Raw genomic sequence first — 21039 nt, forward strand, 5'->3', positions numbered from 1 at the left:
TGGTCGTCGTCATTGCCGTTGACCTGCCGTATATTTAAATCATAGATCAGCATAACTTAGCCCTCATCTATTTAATAGGTGGGGGCTATTTGACGCTTACTCCTATAATACCTTTGAATATCCTATGAAAATGGTAGGGGGAAAAACTTGCAACTGCTGAAAGAACACTGAGACTTAATTCTTCCCCGATATTATTATTGATATAATCAATCACTTTATTGATTCTAGAGACGTATTCCTTTCTACTCACTTTCTATCACCTTCAGTACTGAAATTGGATGTGCTTAATTGCGCTAACTGAACAGAGAGCTCAATAAACATCCAGGATAGGCTACCGTTAAATAAACGGCAGCCATTGTAACGCTAACGGGTACGTTAGTTCAATGATGCAGCGGCAGTCTAAGACTTTATATTCGAGTCCTAGTCCGCCGCTGTTTCTTTTTCTGTGCCAGTCTAACACTTTATTTTCTCAAGACACGTATCACTGTGCTCCAACTACGGGATGTGGAGTATACAGCTCTTCCAGCGACGCAATTTCATCCTGTGTTAACGTCATCGAAAGAGCATCTACCGCCTCTTCGAGATGAGCCATCTTCGTAACACCAAGAATTGGAGCTGTCACAGGTTCTTTCTGCAGCAGCCAGGCAAGGGCAATGTGAACACGGGGAACGCCTCGCTTTTCTGCGATTGCGGTCACCCGATCTGCAATTAAGCGGTCCATATTTGCAGTCGCATCGTATTTCCATTTCTGAGCTTGATCGGTCTCGGAGCGATGGGTTGTCTCCGACCAATCACGCACCAATCTACCCGATGCCAGTGGGCTATATGGAATAACACCGATTTTCTCCTCCCTACAAAGCGGCATCATCTCTCTCTCCTCTTCACGATAGATAAGGTTGAGATGATTCTGCATAGATACAAACCGGGTCCATCCATTTTTCTCCGCTACATGTAGCGCCTTAAGAAACTGCCATGCGTACATGGCAGATGCACCGATATATCTTGCTTTCCCTGCCTTCACCACGTCATGCAAGGCTTCCATCGTCTCTTCAATGGGCGTACTGTAATCCCAGCGGTGAATCTGGTACAGATCAACATAATCCGTTCCTAATCTTTTAAGGCTTTTATCCATTTCACTCATGATTGCTTTTCGGGAAAGACCTGCACCATTGGGTCCTTGATGCATTCGGAAATGAACTTTCGTTGCAATGACGACTTCATCACGGTTGGCATATTCCTTCAAAGCTCGTCCAACAATTTCCTCACTTGATCCAAGTGAATAAATATTCGCCGTATCAAAAAAATTGATACCAAGTTCTAACGCCCTTTTAATAATCGGACGACTACTTTCTTCATCAAGTACCCATGGATGTGTCCACCGCTCGGCTACACCAAAGCTCATACAGCCAAGACAGAGACGAGAAACATCCAAGCCGGTATTTCCTAGTTTCACATATTCCATTCGAATTCCCCACTTTCCAAGTCCTATTATTCCTACAAATGCTGTTCACATTGGAGACTGTTTCCTGTCTGTAGCTGATTATCTCATTTGGAGTTGACTCCAAGTCAAGAGATATTGTACGGCCAGATGAAATGACTCAAATCAACAGTGCCAACGATTCACAACGTGCCGCGACGCCATCAAACGACTCTAAGAAACAGGGGAAATCCGTTTTATTATTCCCCTTTCCATGAATCCTAAGTAGATGCAAAAAAGGAGCCACTGAACAGTGACTCCAAGGAGGAAAAAAGGTTATGAAGAAAAGTGCAAGCATTATGCTTGCAAGATTCCCTACATCTAATGATACACAAATCGTATATCAAATTCATTAGGTGATTGGTGGGCACATCTCATAGGTTTCCTTCAGTCGCTTTATATCCGCCTTAGGAGGAAAACCAAACATACGAGAATATTCACGGCTAAACTGGGATGCACTTTCATAACCAACCCGATACGCAACCTCAGTTGCATCCGCCGACTCCATTAACAATAGGCTCCGGGCTTCTTGCAACCGAAGCTGCTTTTGAAATTGAAGCGGGCTCATGGCAGTGATTTCTTTAAAGTGTCTGTGGAGCGAAGAAATGCTCATACTAGCGACATCAGCAAGCTCTTCAATTCTCAAAGGTTGATCATAATGTTGGATGATTTGGTCGATTGCCCCCCTGATGCGATAGGTGTTGCTTCCTTCCATTGCAATTTGCGCAAGCGTTGCCCCATACTGCCCTTGAAGGAGTCTATAAATGATCTCTTTCTTATGAATAGGAGCAAGAAACGGTATGTCTTGAGGAGAATCGAGCAATTGAACCAAACGGAGCACAGCATCCAATATTGATAACTCGATCTGACCGACAAACATGGCTCGCGAACCATTTTCCTTTGTATTTGCATGAGTTTTAGCGTCTTTCAAAACCTCTAAAATTTCATTCTGGCTAAAATCAAGTTTTAAACTCAAATATGGAACATCGGGTGAAGCCTTTATAACCTGCCCGATTACCGGAAGGTTCATAGAAGTTATTAAGTAATTGGATGGGCCATATTCATAGCGTTCCTCAGCTAGAAATATTTCTTTCAGCCCTTGAGCCACAAAACAAAAGGATGGATTAAATACTCTATAGGCTGGCTCATCTACTTTATCCGAACGAATAAGAAACAGAGATGGGATCATTGTCCGCAATACTCCTGCTTGTTTACAATGGCGGCTAATCAGTCTTGTCAGGTTATCTTGTCGGATCCTTATTTCTTCAAGCATAGGCTCCTCCTTGATACTTTATTTTGTTTTATTATACGCCATTAGTTTGCGAATAAGGAATGGCATTGAGAGGATTAGGCAATCACTTAAGACAAATGAGATATCAGTTCTTTGTTCAGGAATGCATAATAAAGTCATGCCCCAGAGGGTAAAAGACTGGAGGGTTTTAGATGCAAAAAGTAATTTTGAACAATGGCGTTGAGATGCCTATACTCGGTTTTGGCGTTTTTCAGATTGCAGATCAAAAAGTATGCGAACAAAGCGTGTATGACGCTATTATGGCAGGTTATCGGCTGATTGATACCGCTGCCTCTTATCAAAATGAAGAAGCAGTCGGCAGAGCGATCAAACGGAGTGGCGTGGCTAGAAATGAATTATTTATTACTACGAAACTTTGGGTTCAGGATACCGGTTATGAGCGCACAAAAAAAGCATTTGAAAAATCACTGGAAAGATTGCAATTGGAATATCTGGATTTGTATTTAATTCATCAGCCGTTTGGCGATGTGCACGGCTCATGGCGCGCCATGGAGGAGTTATATCGCGATGATAAGGTCCGTGCAATTGGCGTTAGTAACTTCCACCCGGACCGTCTGATCGATTTGATTATTCATAATGAAGTCGTTCCTGCCGTAAACCAGGTTGAAACGCACCCTTTCAACCAGCAAATCGAAAGCGCGAAATTCATGAAAGAGAACAATGTTCAGATCCAATCCTGGGCGCCTTTTGCCGAAGGGAAAAATGACTTGTTCCACAATGAGGTATTGGTATCCATAGCTGGAAAGGTTAATAAATCCGTTGCTCAGGTGGTTTTACGTTGGTTAATACAAAGAGAAGTCGTTGTGATTCCAAAGACTGTTCGTAAAGAAAGAATGATCGAAAACTTCAATATCTTCGATTTTGAATTAAGCCAAGAGGATATGGAGTCGATTGCTACGTTAGATACGAAAGAGAGCCTGTTCTTTTCGCATCGCGATCCTGAAATGGTGAAATGGATCGGTACCCGTAAACTTGAGATCTAACTAATTCAAAACACCACATCCATTATCCGATGTCGTATCGCCGTTTGAACGACAGACGCGCAGCCTCATTGCTGCGCGTCTGTCGTTTGATATGACGGAATTAAGGTCGAATAGGAATGTTTACTTCGAGTTCTTTAATGTAATTAGGGTTCATTGGATCATCGTTCGACTTTCTCAAGTAAGGACGGATGGTAACCGCCTTCGGCAATGTTTCAAACGGCGTGAAGGTAATCCGATGCTCCACCCTTTCTCTACCCTCTACCTGCTTTCCATATCCGTTCGCCGAAAGAGCCTGAACGGTCGTACCCCGTTCATCCGACAATTCAAAAAACATATCTGTTGCCTGTATCCCTTCCGGCACTTCAAAATCAACTAATAGTTCGGACGTGGTAGCGGTCAGAGTCACTTTTTTCACAGTCATCGTTTTATCGTCATCAAAATGCTTGGTAATCATAGGATGCATAATAACTTGATCATCTTTGAGACGTTCGACGGGAATGTTGAACTCCCAGCGTTCACCACTGTTTTTCAAAAACACAAGCATTTGTAAGTTAAACTTGTCCGGCAAATCGGTATTCGGTCTCCATTCGCTTACGTAAACGGAAGTTTGAGAATCAACGGCCTGCGCGTTTTGACTTCCTGGCCAATGTATGCTTTTCCCATCAATGACCGGTTCCACTTCCACGATTTCTTCTATACCTTTCTCTGATTGTTGTGTAATCCCCACGGCAAGTCTAACGCCGTCGTAAAGCACGCTACTGACGGACAGAGTTGTTCCATTACGCGTGATACTCTGGCGGACTTCTGTTACCTGACCTCGCTCATCTGCCGTTTGCAAGCCCCAATCTCCCGCAAGCTTGAACACCGACTCCATAAGCGGCAATTGCTTAAGCGCTTTTGCGATCGCAGGCGAGACGAAGCTTGAGCCGAATAAACCGATGACCATGGCTGCCGTTCCAACGGCAACCGCGAAACGATAACGCGGTTTCCTCGTCACTTGTTTTGGAATACCATGTTCGGAAATCGCCTTTAGAACATTTCGCTTTATGAGTTCAATATTCGCCTCATAAGAATTGTATGACTTAGCACGTTTGAGATCCTGTTCGTTCATGCTGCATAGCCTCCTTCATTCTATTTTTCAGTTGTTCGCGACCGCGAGCTAATCTGGATTTCACGGTTCCTGGTCTAATGCCCAGTATTTTAGAAATATCTTCGATCGATAACTCCTCAAAATAATGCAACACAACAGGCGCACTATAATGGGGTGGTAAATGAAGGACTGCATCGTGCAGCGTTTGATAATACTCTTTTTTTAGATAACCATCATCCAAGCTCGTGTCTGAACCTGCTCTCTCCGGGAAGTAAAACGTGAGAACCTCACGCCAGCTTGTACGAGCCGATGCCTTGCATTCGTTGATCACGATCTTCGCTAGCCACGGAAAGGGACGTTCTTCATTCGTTAATTGCTCCATGCTTCGGTAGGCCTTAATGAAGGCATCCTGTACCCGATCCTGAGCGGCTGCCCAATCATGAACGCACGAGAACGCGAGCCTCGTCAGACGCTGTCCATATTCATCGATCCAATTTGTCAACGTTTGTTCTTTCCTCATACTCTCACCTGCCTTTGCAAATAAGATGATTTTTGTCGCAATTTGGTTCCCGTAATTTGATCGTTTCGCGTTTGGAAATGTTTTCTTCCCTGAGCCATGGAACTAGTCTGACCACATTTTGTAAAAAAAATAGCGGCTGCTCAAATTAGTAATTCAATCAACTTTAATGACATCGCATATGACCTTGTCAACAAAAAAGAGCACATAAGTACTACTTGTTTCCAAGTAATACTATGTGCTCTTAATGTTCCCCTCGTCCGGACTTTTACTGAGATAAAATTAGTTTTGCGTAAACGGCGATAAGTAGCTGCCTGCGATGACAGTCGTCTCCGGAATTCCCGGGCCCTTCCAGCCGATCGCAATAATCCTGGGATTCAATGCAAGCCTTAAATCGATAAGAAAGCCGGAGCCACGGGGATTTCAGGCTCCGGCTTTCTTATGAGTACCTGTAATTATCCGAACGACTTAAGGTTCGATCCCCCATACGAGCGTTCCATTCTCGTAGAGGGTTACATGATTCCAATTGGCATAAGCGGTTTTCGTCGGATCGAACGAATAATCGTTCGACTCGTTGAAGTTCGACCAGTCGGAATTGGACATGCGAAGCTGAATGTCGCCGGTTTGCCCGCCTGCCGCGATCGAGCCCGCACCGGAGGTGAAGCTCAACTCCACGTACGTGTCCGTCACCGTCCGCTGGATGTTCTCTCCGCCGATTTGCGCCCAATCTATCCAGGTGTTGACGGATGCGCTGCCGTCTTTGGAGAAATAGTAACGGAGCTTCAGCGTGCTCAAGTTGACGGCGCTCGTACCGTTGTTCTTGATATTGAAAAGCGGCTTGATTTGGTTGTCGGATGCGTTCGTGTCGGCCGCTCTGTACTGTACGACTAAGCTCGTGCCGCCGTTCGTCGAATCGGTCGTGACCGTTACGGCATTGCTCGTTGCCGAGACATTTCCTGCAGCGTCTTTTGCTTTCACCGTAAAGGTATAGCTGGTTGCCGCCGCAAGGCCCGTCACCGTAAATGTGGTTCCGCTCGTCGAACCGGCCATCGTGGAACCATTATAAATGTCGTATCCAGTCACGCCAATATTATCTGTCGAGGCTCCCCACTGCAACGAGACCGACTGGCTGCTGTGGTCCGTCACGCTCAGGTTGGAAGGAGCTGAAGGCGCTTGGGTATCCTGTTGCTGTACCGTTACCTTAATAAGCTGCCATTGTTGGTTTGTTCCGCCAGTGTCCGGCCACTGGATCACGTTTCCGCCATCCGAGACAGAAGCCCCGCTGACATCTAGAACCTTGCCGCTGTTGCCGTTGACGAATTTGAAATAAGTGTCGGCCGCTACGGGTTGCCATTGTTGACTTAATCCCCCGTTATCGTTCGATTGGATGACGTCACCGCCATTTTGCGTCGAAGCGCCAAGCACATCTAATGCTTTACCGCTCTTGCGGTTGACCAGCTTATAATATCCGCTGCTTGAGGCAACGAATTGCCACTGCTGGTCCAATCCTTCATTGTCCGTCCATTGGACGACATCGGCACCGTCGGCCGTCGATCCTTGGCTTACCGACAATAGTTTGCCGCTGTTTCGACTCGCGATCTTGTAATACGCCGAGGTATCGATCGTCGTATTACCCGTCGAATCGCTCACCGCAATGGATAGCGCAGATGAGGCGCCGGCGCTGAACAGGAACGTCAGGTTCGTCGTGCCGACGGGCTGCTGGGCGAGATAGCTCTTCCGCAGCGTGATCATGTTGCCTGAAACGGTGTAGTCCGTGCCGGCGACCAGCGAAGCCGTGCCGTTCTTAATGTCGGTGAACGTGTTGCCGTTCAGTGTCAAGGTCACCGGAATGTCCGCCTGCATGGAAGTGTTTTTGTCAAAGGCAGCGGTCGTCGGGCTGATCGTCGAGTTGTTGCTGCTTCCGGTTGAATAAGCGGCCACGAACACCAGTCCCGAGTTCCAATAAATAGTATGCTCGTTCGTCGTCCACTCTTGGAAGTTGTCATGGTAGTTCTTTGCCGCGAATCTCGAGATTTGGTTCCCTACGGCGATATCGTTGGAGTATCGATTCGGTCCGCCGACCAGGTACCCCTTCGGAACCCCAGGCAGATTATCCGTCCGGAAGATGATGCTGAACGGATACTTTACGGCGTTGTCTCCGTATCCCGATACGAAGGAAGTGCCTACCGGGTTCTGGCCGAGAATCCAATCCAACTGGCTATAGGTCAGTTCGTCGATGGCCGCCTTGTTGCTCGCGAAGGTTCCAAGGAGCTTCGATCCGATGATCATCTCCATCGGCGTATCGACGATCTGCATGGTGATTCCCCAATAATAGTTGCCGTCCTTAACGACGCTGTTCCAAGGGCTTGCGTTGGAGCGGGTTACCTTATCGTTGAACCATTGTTGGAATTTGGTCGCATACCAGCTGACGACTCCGGCATCCGGATTAGCAGCCTTCAGATAGCTGAAGAAGCCCGTATTCCAGGTGATCGCCCAGCCGCTTGCGAAATCGAGGGGATCCTCGAAATACTTCGCCATGTTGGCGTAATTCGCTAGGAAATACGTATTGTATTTGGCAACGCCGGTCGATCGATACAGCGAGCCCGCGGCCCACAGACGGTTCGAGGAATCGTCCTCGGTATCGTATGGCCATCTGCCCGTGTTCGGCGTCCGGATGTTCTCCGGATGCGCCTCCAGATACCCCCACGCCGCTACCGCCGCGTTCAAGCATTGCTGAGCAAACGTCGGATCGATGCTCTGATAAATCAGGTAAGCATGCGCCAAGACTCCGGCCGCGGTCGCCGTATCGGCGGTCGTCTTGATATTGGTCCGAGAGCTTACCGTATCCTGGTCGATAACCTCGCGCTCCACCATGTTGTCGTCGTCCTGGAAAGTAACTCTCGCGTAGAAACCTCCGGTTGCCGCATCCTGCATTTTGAGCATCCATTGCAGTTCCCATCTTGCCTCGTCCAGGATGTCGGGAATGCCGTTGCCGCTCTCGGGAATGTTGAACTGATTGTCCGTAAATTTCTCCGGCATCACTTCATAGGCCCAGAGGAGGTCGGACAGCGCTTTGGCTCCGGCGTTGACGTACTTGCCCTTGTCGCCCGCGTCGTACCAGCCCTTGGACACGTCCTTGATAATCGAATTGTTGGACATTAACGGAACGGCCGTGTCGGGCGTAAAATCGGGCCTCGTATAATTCGTAACGTACGGGGACGTGATCGGCATTCCGGTTCTTTGGTAATAGAAGTATTTCGTTACGTCGTTCAGGAAGGGGGCGTACAGAGCGGCAGCGCTTCCGATCGTGAACTTAGGCGAATTCTGCAGCCCTTGCACCGCCACGTAATATTGACCCGGCGTCGTGAAGCTCGTAAAGTCCGCCGTAAAAATCCGCTCTCCGCTATCTACGTCATCGTAGTTATCGGTGAGTACGAGCGTTCCGGAATAAGCCGTGGCATTGGTCGTGGCGTTAACAACGGTGAACGGAGTTCCCGCATCGACCGTCAGAACGTCCTCGAACCCGGTCACGAGCGCTTGCTTGGCGCCATTCGTGGGGTATCCCAGTTGATTGACCTTAATCGGCGCGTATACTCTCTCCTTGTCGGGAGAAGTAACCCGGATATCGTTGAGCCAGACCTTGAAAGGCTGGAACCCATTGTTCTTGATGGACAACGAATCGATGGAGGAAGGGTCGATCCCTTGCGAGGTCTGGATGACATCCTTCAGCGGGATCTTGACATGTTGCCAGCTCGTCGTCACGTTAACATAGCTGTTAAGGTTCACCGTTGTGGTGATCTCGTTGCCGGCCGCCCGTTCGAAGACCCGGTCCTTGAATCCGAGCAGGAACGTCTCACCTCCCGCGTCCCCCTTGATATTGAACTCTAGGAACCCGTTCGCGAGATACGGGTCAAAGTTATAAGCCTTCCAGCCGGCGACCGTGATCAAAGCGTTGAGCCAGGACGGGCTTGTCGGGTTCGCCGTATTTATTCTTAAGGAAGGCAACCCATTGTACGTAACCGTAGAATCGACTGGCAGCTTGCTGTTCACCGTCTCCAACCCGAACCCGCTATCCCCTGCCCAGCCGTCGGATATCGTGCTGAAGATCTGGTAATCCACCAGGTTCCTCCACCCTGCGGGTGCTTCGGGAGTAGTCGCGTTAGCGTGTGGCGGAATAGATAATAATGTTGTCATAAATATTGTAAAAGCAATGATCATACTTATTTTCTTCCTCATTATCAGTTCACAACCCTTCTTTTATTTGATTACGCAATCTGGAAGTAAACCATTTCACAGTGGACGGCTTAAACAACAATATGGAAGATAATCACCTCCTTAAGTAAAAAGGGCCGTCCCTCAAGTCATTTGAAATGACCATCTGAACAGCCCTTTTACGCTTAATTCCTATCTTTTAAACCTTACTTGCTGGCTAAGAAAGCATCGAATTGTTTCTGTTTTTCCGCTACGACCTTATCTGCGCCGGCAGCCTTCAGTGCTTTGAGATACTCCGGCAGAACCTTATCGACATCTACCGACCCGGACTCAAGCGCTTTCTGATACTGTTTCTGCACGTTGGCGATCGCGCCGACCTCGCTCTTGACGGAGTCGCCGTTAAACACGAATCCAAGTCCCGGCGACGATTTCGCTCCGGAGTTAAATTCCTTGAATAGCTCCCATTTGCGAGGATCTTCCGAATCCCAGACGCGATTGAGGAATTGGTTGCCGAGCTCCCATGCGACCCCGGGAGAATACTGCGCGCTCTGCGCGGTTGGCGTCATGATATCGCCATTCAAAGTATAATGCACGCCTTCGATTCCGAAGTTCAGCAAGTTGTTGATTTCTTTGTCCGTATGCAACAGGTTAATGAGCATCATGGCCCGCGCCGGATCCTTCGAGGTCGAAGAAATCGCGAGCATGGCTCCTGCCGTTTCCCCAGTGGATACCGTCTTGCCTGTTAACATGATTTGACCGAGCTTGCCCGACAGACCCGAAGCATTGGCGATTTCATCCGCTTTTCCCGGTTTCATCGGCTCAACGGTGGAGAACACTTTCCCCGCCTTGTAAGCATCCTGGCTGGACAATTGCGTCGTAGCGGCGTCTTTGTTGATATAGCCTTTCGTAAAGTAGTCGCGCGCAACGCCTAGGTATCTCTTGTAAATATCCATTTCTTCCGCTAACTCAACTTTCGTGTTGTCGCTATTCTTCATAATGACGCCCGGAATCGTTCCGTCGCCCAGGAAATCGAATTCAGAGAAAGAGTGGACGGTAAACAAGCCGCCCGTCGTATACAGCGGAATCATGTCCGGTTTCTTTTCCTTTACGACCTTGTAGATAGCGTCCAAATCTTCCGGAGTTTTGACTGCGTTCATATCGAGACCGAGCTCTTCCGCGATATCCTTCCGGTAGACGATACCGCCGGCGGAAGCCAGTTCTTTGTTCGTGGGTACGCCGTAATTTTTACCGTCGATCTTAGAGCCTTCCAGGAAGGCGGGATCCAAGCTTTCGAGAATCCCTTTTCCGTATTGTTGAAGCAATTCTCCAATATCCTTGTAAGCGCCCTTGGCTACGTTTTTGGAATATCCGTTCCATGCCGCCGTGAACATGACGTCGACGGACTCGCGGGAGGCGATCATCAAGTTCATTTTATCGTCCCATGCGCCCCAATCGATCGGAACGACGTCGATCGTGGCATTGATTTTTTCCGTTAGGATTTTATTAAGAGCTTCTTCCACCTTCGCCTCGTCGGCTTGCGGCGCTCCTTCGTACACGAGCTTTAGCTTGTACGGCTTTAATTCGCTTCCGCCAGCATTGGAAGGAGAAGCCGATGATGACGGTGATGCGGAAGCGGGTTCTGAGGTGTTGCTCTCTTTGGTGTTCTCGGCATTCTTGTTGCCATTATCGTTGCCGCAAGCGGCAAGTACCAGAAATACGGCGAGCATAAGTGCTAACCATGATGCCCTTGTCTTGTTTGCTTGTTTCATGAATAAGTCGACCTCCTACGTATTGTTATCTATGCTAGCCGGTTACCCGGTAATAGCCGAAATCGCCCCTAGCCTTTGACGGCTCCGACGGTCAAACCTCTAATGAAGTACTTCTGGAAGAACGGATAAGCGAAAATAATCGGTCCGACTCCCACGATGACAAGAGCCATCCTAACCGTTTCGCTAGGGAAGTTGAACATGCCGCCCGCCTTCGCGATTTCCGCCGCTGCCGTGGGATTGTTCGATAGATACTGGATATTTGCCAGCATTTTGTACATGAGATATTGAACCGAGATGTTATGATTGTCCGTGATGAATACGAGACTGTGGAACCAATCGTTCCAGTAAGTCAACGTCTGGAATAGCCCGACCGTAGCGATTACCGGCAGCGATAGAGGGAGCACCATCTGGAAGAAGATGCGAAGTTCGCCCGCTCCGTCGATTTTGGCTGATTCCAGCACCTCCGGAGGAACCGACTCCTTAAAGAAGGTTCGAACGACGAGCACCCAGAACGCCGACATGATGAGAGGGATGATCAGCGAGGCCAAGGTGTCTTTTAGATCGAGCATTTGCACGTAAACGAGATACCAAGGTACGAGGCCTCCGGAAAACAGCATCGTGAAGAATACGAAAAACGTGAATATTTTGGCATGGGGGAAATGACTTCTGGATATCGGATAAGCGTAGAGCGCGATAATCATAACGCTCAAGAACGTGCCGATCAGCGTAACCAGAATGGAGATCCAGTAGGAATAAGCGATCTGACCGATATCCTTCCACAGAAATTCGTACGCCGCCAAGTCGAACTTATCCGGGATAAATCGGTACCCCTTGTTAACGACCGAGCTCTCGTCGGAGAACGATACCGAGACGATGAGCAAGAGGGGAATGATGCACAGCACGGAGTACGCGATGAAAACCGCGTGTAACCCGAGCGATACTGCCGGAGTAAGCCGATTATTCGGATGGGAACCGGATGGTGCTGTGATCCGCTCGGAAATTACTTCCATCTTGCGTTCCTCCTAGAATAAAGCGTTCTCGCTATTGAAGCGGCGAACGACCCAATTTGATAGAAAGACGAGAGTAAATCCCACTACGGATTGCAGAAGACCTGCGGCCGAGGACAATCCAATATCGCCTACGGACAAAAAGGTACGGTATACGTAAGTATCGATAACGTTCGTGACCGGGAAGAGCACGCCCGATTCTCGGGGCACTTGGAAGAATAAGCCGAAATCGGCGTTAAATATTCTTCCGATCTGCAATAAAGTCATGATCGTAAGAATCGGCTTGAGCAGCGGGATCGTAATGCGGGAGATCTGTTGCCATTTGCTGGCTCCGTCGATCGTAGCCGCTTCATAATACTCGTCATCGATCCCGATAATAGCGGCCATATAGATAACCGTGAAGTATCCCATGCCCTTCCATGTATTGATGAGGGGTAAAATGATAGGCCACACCTCTTGCGTAAAGTACCATCGCACCGGCTCGAGACCGAGCGCCGGCAGCAGCGTCTCGTTAAAGTATCCATGCTCATCGCTCATGAAGCCGAATACCAAGTAGCTGATGACGATATAGGACAAGAAGTAGGGCAAAAACATGATCGTTTGGTACGTTTTCGATAAAAACCGGCTTTTCAGCTCGTTCAACATAATCGCAAAGGCAAGCGGAATCGTCATGTTAAGCACGATGAACAACGAATTGTACAGCAGCGTATTTCGTATGATGATGAAAGTATCGGGCGACTTGAACAGAAAATCGAAGTTGCTGAACCCTACCCACGGACTTCTAAGTATGCCGATTTCGTAGTTCACCGTTTTGAATGCGATAATGATTCCCGCCATCGGAATGTAATTGTTGAAGAGCAGCAAAATAACGCCCGGAAGCATCATCGCGTAGAACATCCAATAATGGCGTAGGATATATCTCCATGTTAATGCCATTCTCCGATACCTCCTCCTGTTTCTAAGTTTGTGTTTCCAGTCTAAACGAGAAACGACGCCTCATTCTATCGGCGTCGTTACCCACTTATTGCTCTAGTGACCTTTTCAGCGCAAATCCTGATATTTCTTTCTATATTCCTGAGGAGTCATCCCCGTCAGCTTCTTGAAGAGTTGCGAGAAGTGCGAGAAGTTGGTATACCCGACGGAAACCGCGATGTCGCTGATTTTAATATTGCTATTTTCCAATTGCCTCTTCGCCTTCTCTACGCGAATCTCCGACATGTAATCCGTCAACGATTTGCCGGTTTCCTTCCGGAATAAACGCGATAAGTATGCGGGATTCAAGTAAACCTGTTCCGCGATTTCGTCCCTGTTTAGATCCATTTCTACGTTTTTCTCGATGAATTGTTGCACTTTAATAACCGCGTTGGACACTTCTTTGGTGTCGGTTGCCATATATTCCGAGAGCCGCTCCATGAACCGAATGGTCCAAGATTTCATCGCGCCGAGCGACTTCGATGCCTGTTCCCCATTCCGCCACTCCTCATCGACGAAGACATCCGAAGGGAATAAAGATCGCCGTTGAAGAAACTGGAACACGATATTGACTAATCCGTAGTAAAAGTTGACTCTAATCATGTAGTTCGCTTGCTCGGCTTGCCACTGATCGAAGAGCGCATTCACATTCTTCAGCAACTCCGCTTTCTTACCCCGTTCCGCCAAAGCGATCCACTCCTGCAGGCTGGGCGTAGCGTACATCCGCTTGTTCGACCTCGTAAAAGATACCATTCGGAAAACGCCTCTGGTTTCTCTTAAGTTGCTTCTTTCCATATCCGCAAGATTATGGGTGCACATGCGCAGTCCCGAGACCGGGATTGCTTCGCCAATGTAGCACGATACTTCCGCATGCAAGTAATCGCCGCATTTACCGATATACTCCGCGCATCGCTCATGAAGCGCCTCCTGATCGATCTGAGCTTCCGTTCCGTACATTAACGCGAAAATCATCCCATTCTGCTCTTGCACGACATGCCCTTCCCAGTCTTTGAGCAAGATTTCCTCCGCAGCATTCTTAAGCGCATAAGACATGATCTCTTCGTCCCTTGCGCTCCATTCCTGCCTCCACCGCTCGACGCTGATGAGGAGGGGAAGCACGGGCATGTCCATATCAAGCTTCATACCGTACAGCTTGAATAATGGCTCTAGCCGCTCGGCCGTCGCAGGTATACGCAAGCTCAATACATCCTGCCAGAAGCGCTCGATCAATATCGGCAGTTGGCGGTTCCATCGGTCGTAATAATGCTCATATGTTTTTTGAAACATTTCCTCCTGCTCTCTAGTGCCGATCAGATCCAACGCCTTAACGACGCTTTCCTTTAACGAGTCATGATCGATCGGCTTGAGCAAGTATTCAAAACAGTTCAATTGAACGGCTTGTTGCGCATAGACGAAATCGGCGTGCCCGGTCAGAAAAATCGTCACCGTCCGCGGCGAATTCTCATTGACCCAATTCAAAAGCTTGATCCCGTTTTCCTTGGGCATGTCAATATCGGAGATGACGACATGTATCTGATTGTTCGATAGAATATCGCGCGCTTCTTCCGCATCGAGGGCCGTGAACATATTAGCGATAGGTAAAGCGGTCCAATCGATGCCTTGAACGATCCCCCGGATGGCCACAATCTCGTCGTCGACAACCAAAACGTTGTACATAGCTTATTCTCCCTTATGTAGTTCCAGATTAGAATCCAGCGGAAGCTTCAACCGAACGATGGCCCCGCCGTCAGCGGATGCATTCGCAAAATCGACGGACGACATGTCGTAGCGCAGCTTCAATCTTTGCACGACGTTCTGAATGCCGAGACGACTCGATTCTGATTGAGGCAAGCTCTCTCCTTGCCGCAGTCTCCGCAATACGTCGTCCGGAAATCCGCTCCCGTCATCTTCGACCGTGAGTTGCAAGTATCTCCCGGAATTCTCGAAGGCTAACGCGCCTCTGATAGAAATGGAGAATGGACGCTTGTGATTGACGAAGCCGTGGATAATCGAATTCTCTACGAAAGGCTGAAGCGACAACGCCGGTATCATGACCCCTTTCATCCAATCCTCAATCTGATCGTTACACTGCAGCAAATCGGGATAACGAAACTTCTGTATTTCGATATAGTTGCGAATGTGCTTCAATTCCTCTTCGAGCGAGATCAGATCGCGATTGCCTTTCATAATAAACCGAAAATAATCGCCTAAATGAAGCGCCATTTTTTTCACCGAATTCGTATCCTTTAATGCAGCGAAGTTATAAATAATATTAAGACTATTCATGTAGAAGTGCGGGTTGATTTGCGCTTGCAGCTGCTTTAATTCGATCTTCTGCGTTCGAAGCTGTTCCTCGTACATCCCGATCCGAAGACTCTTTATTTGCTCGGCCATGTTATTGAACGTATTGGCCAGGAATACGAACTCCACCGTCTTCGTCGTCTGCAGACGGATTTCGAGAATGCCCAGAGAGATCTTCTTCATGCCCAAGATCAGCATCTGCAGAGGTTTGAACAGAGTGTGCCGGATGAAGAACATATACATCGCAAAGAGGAGCAAGATTCCGAACATAATGAAATAGGTCGCCTTTTGAAAGTACGGTAGCCCTTGCAGCATATAGCTTTCCGGAACGAGAATGCTTGTCGTCATATTCGCGCTTTCGCTTGACCGGTTCAAGATCATGTATCGTTTGCCCGATTCCTTGTCGTTGATGAACTTGTAAGGCGCGTCGCCGGTATGAATGTCTTCGTAGGACAAGCTTGCTTGCGCTTCGTCTTTGTGCGGGCCAAGACGCCTGCCGTCCGGTCCGTAAATAGCTCCTTCCCCGATATCTCCATCGTTCCACTGAATAGACAACAAGTCGAGAATGTCCGTCAACTTTATCATTGCACCGACATATAACTCCTCCGTCGGCGCTTTAACGAAATTCACCAAAAAGTCCCCCCCGGACACTCTCGGATCAGACCATATTTTCCATTTCCCTTGGTCTGCATCTATACCGTCGCCGATCATCCGTTCAATATTCTCGGAAAACATACTTTCGATCTTTGTATATTGCCCGATCTTATCGGTGCTCAACATCATGTCGTATTTGTTGTAAATCACGATCGTATCGATGAGATTGTAAAAGTCGACGTCCCGGTTTAAAGTGTTCTGAATCCGAACTTTCGTGAGGATATAATTATCGCTATTGTAGGGGTATGACATTAACTGTCCGACATTGTCGTCGAGTACGGTCAGCTTATTGAGGTATTCGCTAATAATGTTCATCGTCTCATCGGTCTGATGAACGAAAATATCCAACGTATTCCGATAAGTCTCTGAAACTTTGTCGCGGACGACATGCTTGGCATAGAGGTTATTGCCATACAAAAATAACACGATGGGCAGCATGACGACAAAAAAGCTGATGGTTAACTGGGTCTTAATGGATCTTAACATTGAAAATCCTCCATCGGTTCGGCTAACTAAATTCTACCAATTGAAAACGCTTACCGCAATAAACGAATTCGCCCGTCACGGAATACGGTTTTGATTCCAATGAAAAAAATCCGCGATTTACGCGGATCTGAATCGGTTCGGAAAGGCCCCTTGTTATTCAAGAGACTACTCTTCGTGCACCGAGGTATTTCCTTGACCAGTATCCCTTGTTGACAGAAGTGATGTGTACTCCTTTTTTGTTGGAGAAAGTATTGATCATTTGACCGTTGCCGATATAAATACCGACGTGACCGACGATTTTATCCGACTTGAACCGGCCCGGCACGGAGAAAAAAACCAAATCTCCCTTGCGCAACGACTTACGGCTTACCGGAATCCCTTGCTTGGCTTGGTTTCGGGATACCCTTCTCAACTTGACTCCATACCTACCAAATACATATTGAGCAAAGGACGCGCAATCGAATTTATGGCTCACCGGGTAAGGCTTTGCACCAAATTTGTAAGGTGTTCCCTTATAACGTTTGGCCGTATTGATTAATGCGTTGACATTAATGTTTTTTACTGCTGCAGCTTTGAAGTTATTCTGTTTGGGGCCGTTATCCCGGAATGGGTCATTCGGGTCATCCGAGAAAAAAGCTTTAGAATCTGTTGCAGGCGTTTGCAGATCCATTTCATCTAAAGTAAACTTCTCATCCGAAACGGAACGGACAATGATCTCGTTCTTTTCGATTCGATAATGGATGTCCTGCTCAAACAAATCGGAAAGCACGGTTGTCGGCACAAATAGTTGTCCGTCTTTCATTACGGGAGACTCGGATAAGGTTATGCTTTGTTCTTCTTTTTCGGCTAATTTGGATCCTACTTGGATTCGATATGCGGGATCTGTATCCCCAATGAGCATAGATTGATTCGATTCATTCAGCGAAGAATGATATCCGATGACCTTTAAAAATTCGTTTATTGGAAAGTACTGAGCTTGTCCGATTCTCGTGAGAGCGATTCGGGCATCATTCGCTCGGAAGTCCAGTCCTCGAACGGTGTTCGGGTTAGTACGATTGTTATCCCGCCCCCAGTTGCATCCCGACTGAAGCAGCATGAAACAAGAAACCATTAATATCAATGGTTGCTTTGAAATTTTCATCGAAGTTCTACTCCTCGCAAGTAATGGTAACTTAACAAGGAGTAGGTTTTGCGAAATGGGCAACGAATATGCAAAAAACAACGGGCTCCCCATAGAAAAAAAGCCGCGATTTACGCGGCTTTCAATGGGCTAACGATTAATTCGTTGCCAATCCTGTTGTTTTCACCGTTTTGACCGGTTTGATTTTGATTGTTTTCAAGCTAATCACCTCCTTTCATTTATTATCTGACACTTCTAAGTCGCGAAAAAACCGAAAAATAGGTTCCTTGCCGTTGCCGTGACCGCATGTAGGGCAATCCGGGGAGGGGCTGGAAAAGTCCATCTTGATTTCCGTTCGAAAGGTCTCGAAATGGATGGAAACCACTTTCCCTTCCGATTGCACGGGATTCGTCCTTGCGATCATACGTACCGCTTCACCGCACAGCATTCCGGTTAGAAGCATGTAATTAGGCGCTATTGCGGTGCTGGGCATTTTAAATCCGGAGGAGACATAACTTTGGAGAAATTGGAGATAGTCCTCATCCTGCCGGCTTAGTAAAAGATAATTGCAATCCAGGCAGCCCGTTTTGCCGGGGACGACGGTATATAACTGCCCTTCTGCTGCATTCACCCCGCCGCCGATAAAAGGAATGCCATGCTTGACGCAAGCCTGATTGACCCAACGTTCCAACAAAAAATGAGGTTGATCCGCGGAGAGCACCACTAAGTCGCTATCCGCGATGGCATTTTCCGCATCTTCGGCCGAACTTATTTCGCCAGGAATACATTCCAGTTCCATCCGGGAATGAAAGCGGCGGATAAAATCCTTCGCCGCATCGATCTTTCTTCTGCCGATATCCTCTTCGTTATATAACAGCTGTCGGTTCAAGTTGCTCAGTTCAACGCGATCGAAATCGACAATACGAACGCTGTCGACGCCTAGACCCGCAAGGTTAAACAGCACGCCCGATCCGAGCGTTCCGACGCCGATAACGGTTATTTTCGCCTGATTGAGCCCACGCTGAATTTCCCAAGGACTGTTCGATAGACTGGAGAAGGAAGTAAAATAGTTCAAATTCGCTTTATATCTCTCCAGCTCCGTAGAAGAAAAGCTGCCGTATGCATCTGACGCCGGGTTATCCAACAAGCCGATAGAATCAAGCTCGCTAATGAGCTCGGTCAGCTCGCCTTCCGTAACCGGTATATCGTAGCTCTGCAGTTCGTCCGATATCTGATGGATGGTTTGGGTTCCATCCATTCGTTGAAGAAGCTGCTGAATGAACCCGTCTTCATCTTCTATTTCAACAGCACGATCAGGAGTAAGCTCGCCGACGCGAATCAGCCCTTTTTCCCGTTCTCTGATAAATAACGTTTTTTTGACCATTGGCTTCATTGCCATATTCAAAGTCAAGTTCATCCCTCCGATTTCCCTGACATTTCTTGCAGGGACGCAATAGGCGGATAGCCATGGATACTCAAGGCTACCCTGCCTATTACTCGCTGTTCTTTGTATGACGGGGATTAGTTTTGGGTAAGGCCTGTTGTTTTAACGGGTTTAACGGGTTTGATTTTAATTGTTTTCAACTTGCTCACCTCCTTTCAAGCCATTTTTAATGAACCTGCTCCTTAATGATTTGATCCATGACCAGATGAGAACCGCGCTTGGAAGCAAACAAAAACCGAGCAGCAGCATGCCCGCCGCGAAGTTCCACGATAGAAGAGGCATTTGGGTCATTTGCGCCATCGAAGCGCTTAGGAACCTGAATACATTCGGAAGCTGCACGAAGAACAATACCGCTGCCGTTGCTAAAACCCCGACCATATAGAACCAGGCAAATCCATAGATGATTTTCTTTTCCCGGTCAGGGACTTCATCCCATTGCTCGTTCAATCGGGTATTTGAAATAAAGCAGCGCTTGAAGTATAAAAAGGTATTCTCAAGCAGATTCGGGCAACGGAAATAATTGGTGAACACATAATATAAATCGGTTTTCATAAAAAATAGAAACTGAAACAGGATAAGCGCCGTTATATTGCAGTTGATCAAATGGATCGTGTACAGGACATTCTCATTCATAACGATCATTTGCAGGTTATGAAGCCTCAAGAGCCATATGCCAGCTGATAAAAAAACAAGATCCCAGCACATTCCGGCTATATAGGCACCGTACCTTTGATTTCGCGGAACAACGACAATGCCGGACATATCCGTCTCGGCGACCGGAAACATCAATCTGTGACCGAGTCCGATTCTGCAATGGACTCCCAAAGAACGCGCGGATATCAAATGCGCAAATTCATGAAGAAAGAGAAGAAACCAAGTTACTGCAAGGGACAATATGATGTTTAATGGCGTAAAAGGCGTAAGTAGGAAGTCTTGATAGCTCGGGATGTTTGCGGGATGAAAGAAGACGATGCCTGCAGCGGATAGAAATATGGCGAAGTACATGAAATAAGAGATCGGATTAAAGAATATACGGCCGGTTTTGGCATGAAGCCATGCGAAATGTTCTTTAACCTGCACGCGGTCGTTCACGATATGGCCATCCAAGCGGTACACGAGTTTATAATCTTCTATTAACTCTTCGACAAAAGCGGAAACGTCGAATGGCTCAGCGTATTTTTGATACAAGCTTTGTTCGGTTTCTCCAATTGATAGTCCTCGCCGTAATAATTCAATGGTTTCGAGACCGATTGCAGGCAGCACGATGAACGTTTTTATCTCCGTGCGGCCAATGACAACCTCGGCTTCGTTTTCTTTATAAACAACGAGCTCGTGCATCTCGATGAGACTGTTTTTTCCCAGTTTGAAGTTCAATGCTGCCCTTCGTACTCATTCACTTTTTTAGCCATGGCGTGGTCGGCGGTACCGTCAAGACCTGAACCAAGCAATAGGGTAGCTACAACCAATAGACAAAACGCTACTTTTTTCATCCTAAAACATCCTCCTCAACATATTTGACTTCCTGAATCATCGTAACATTTTATTTGTCATCGGCAGTCTATCGAACGATATATAAAACGGTTATATATGTTGGACCATTAGCATTGCATTAAAAGAAGAGCCACATGTCAATCCCCGTACACCTTCCTTGGAAGGTGATCTGAATTTTCTGAAATTTAGCTTTTCGTTCAAAAA

The 21039-nt window shown here is 47.5% G+C and carries 14 protein-coding genes; 1 reads left to right on the forward strand and 13 read right to left on the reverse strand.

All coding sequences use genetic code 11. The features are described from left to right. Positions 1-481: 481 nt before the first annotated feature. Positions 482-1462, reverse strand: a complete 981-nt coding sequence (locus ACFPPD_RS17190; protein ID WP_209751454.1) for an aldo/keto reductase — start codon at positions 1460-1462, stop codon at positions 482-484. Positions 1463-1829: 367 nt separating this feature from the next. Continuing rightward, complete coding sequence (locus ACFPPD_RS17195; RefSeq protein WP_209751456.1) at positions 1830-2750, reverse strand: AraC family transcriptional regulator; 921 nt, start codon at positions 2748-2750, stop codon at positions 1830-1832. Positions 2751-2920: 170 nt separating this feature from the next. Here ACFPPD_RS17195 and ACFPPD_RS17200 point away from each other — a divergent pair, with 170 nt between their 5' ends. Beyond that, complete coding sequence (locus tag ACFPPD_RS17200; protein ID WP_209751458.1) at positions 2921-3772, forward strand: aldo/keto reductase; 852 nt, start codon at positions 2921-2923, stop codon at positions 3770-3772. 100 nt (positions 3773-3872) lie between these two features. Here ACFPPD_RS17200 and ACFPPD_RS17205 read toward each other — a convergent pair whose 3' ends face one another. From ACFPPD_RS17205 to ACFPPD_RS17255, 11 genes are all read right to left on the reverse strand, one after another. Beyond that, the gene (locus ACFPPD_RS17205; RefSeq protein ID WP_209751460.1) at positions 3873-4883 is read right to left on the reverse strand and encodes a DUF4179 domain-containing protein; all 1011 of its coding nucleotides are present in this window, start codon (positions 4881-4883) and stop codon (positions 3873-3875) included. Continuing rightward, entirely contained in the window at positions 4855-5382 is a 528-nt protein-coding gene (locus tag ACFPPD_RS17210) for an RNA polymerase sigma factor (RefSeq protein WP_209751462.1), read from the reverse strand. Before ACFPPD_RS17210 ends, ACFPPD_RS17205 begins: the two co-directional genes overlap by 29 nt. 465 nt (positions 5383-5847) lie before the next feature. After that, positions 5848-9498: a glycoside hydrolase family 9 protein gene (locus tag ACFPPD_RS17215; RefSeq protein WP_209751464.1), complete on the reverse strand. Its 3651-nt coding sequence runs from the start codon at positions 9496-9498 to the stop codon at positions 5848-5850. Between the two features lie 299 nt (positions 9499-9797). Further along, positions 9798-11360, reverse strand: coding sequence for an ABC transporter substrate-binding protein (locus ACFPPD_RS17220; protein ID WP_209751467.1), 1563 nt, complete (start codon positions 11358-11360; stop codon positions 9798-9800). A 68-nt stretch (positions 11361-11428) separates the two neighbouring features. Next, positions 11429-12370 carry a carbohydrate ABC transporter permease gene (locus ACFPPD_RS17225; protein ID WP_209751469.1) on the reverse strand — a complete coding sequence of 314 codons (942 nt, stop codon included), beginning with the start codon at positions 12368-12370 and terminating at the stop codon, positions 11429-11431. Between the two features lie 12 nt (positions 12371-12382). Further along, a complete protein-coding gene (locus ACFPPD_RS17230) occupies positions 12383-13303 on the reverse strand; it encodes an ABC transporter permease (RefSeq protein WP_209751470.1) in 921 nt (306 codons plus the stop codon). Between the two features lie 105 nt (positions 13304-13408). Next, positions 13409-15016, reverse strand: a complete 1608-nt coding sequence (locus ACFPPD_RS17235) for a helix-turn-helix domain-containing protein (protein ID WP_209751472.1) — start codon at positions 15014-15016, stop codon at positions 13409-13411. A gap of 3 nt (positions 15017-15019) precedes the next feature. Further along, complete coding sequence (locus ACFPPD_RS17240; protein WP_209751474.1) at positions 15020-16780, reverse strand: sensor histidine kinase; 1761 nt, start codon at positions 16778-16780, stop codon at positions 15020-15022. A 157-nt stretch (positions 16781-16937) separates the two neighbouring features. After that, on the reverse strand, positions 16938-17921 hold the full coding sequence (locus ACFPPD_RS17245; RefSeq protein WP_209751476.1) for a C40 family peptidase: 984 nt from the start codon (positions 17919-17921) through the stop codon (positions 16938-16940). Between the two features lie 214 nt (positions 17922-18135). After that, complete coding sequence (locus ACFPPD_RS17250) at positions 18136-19311, reverse strand: HesA/MoeB/ThiF family protein (protein WP_209751477.1); 1176 nt, start codon at positions 19309-19311, stop codon at positions 18136-18138. 159 nt (positions 19312-19470) lie between these two features. Further along, positions 19471-20718 carry a PqqD family protein gene (locus ACFPPD_RS17255; protein ID WP_209751479.1) on the reverse strand — a complete coding sequence of 416 codons (1248 nt, stop codon included), beginning with the start codon at positions 20716-20718 and terminating at the stop codon, positions 19471-19473. Positions 20719-21039: the final 321 nt, after the last annotated feature.

Origin of the sequence: Cohnella suwonensis, assembly GCF_042655365.1 — a bacterium.
GTDB lineage: Bacteria > Bacillota > Bacilli > Paenibacillales > Paenibacillaceae > Cohnella > Cohnella suwonensis.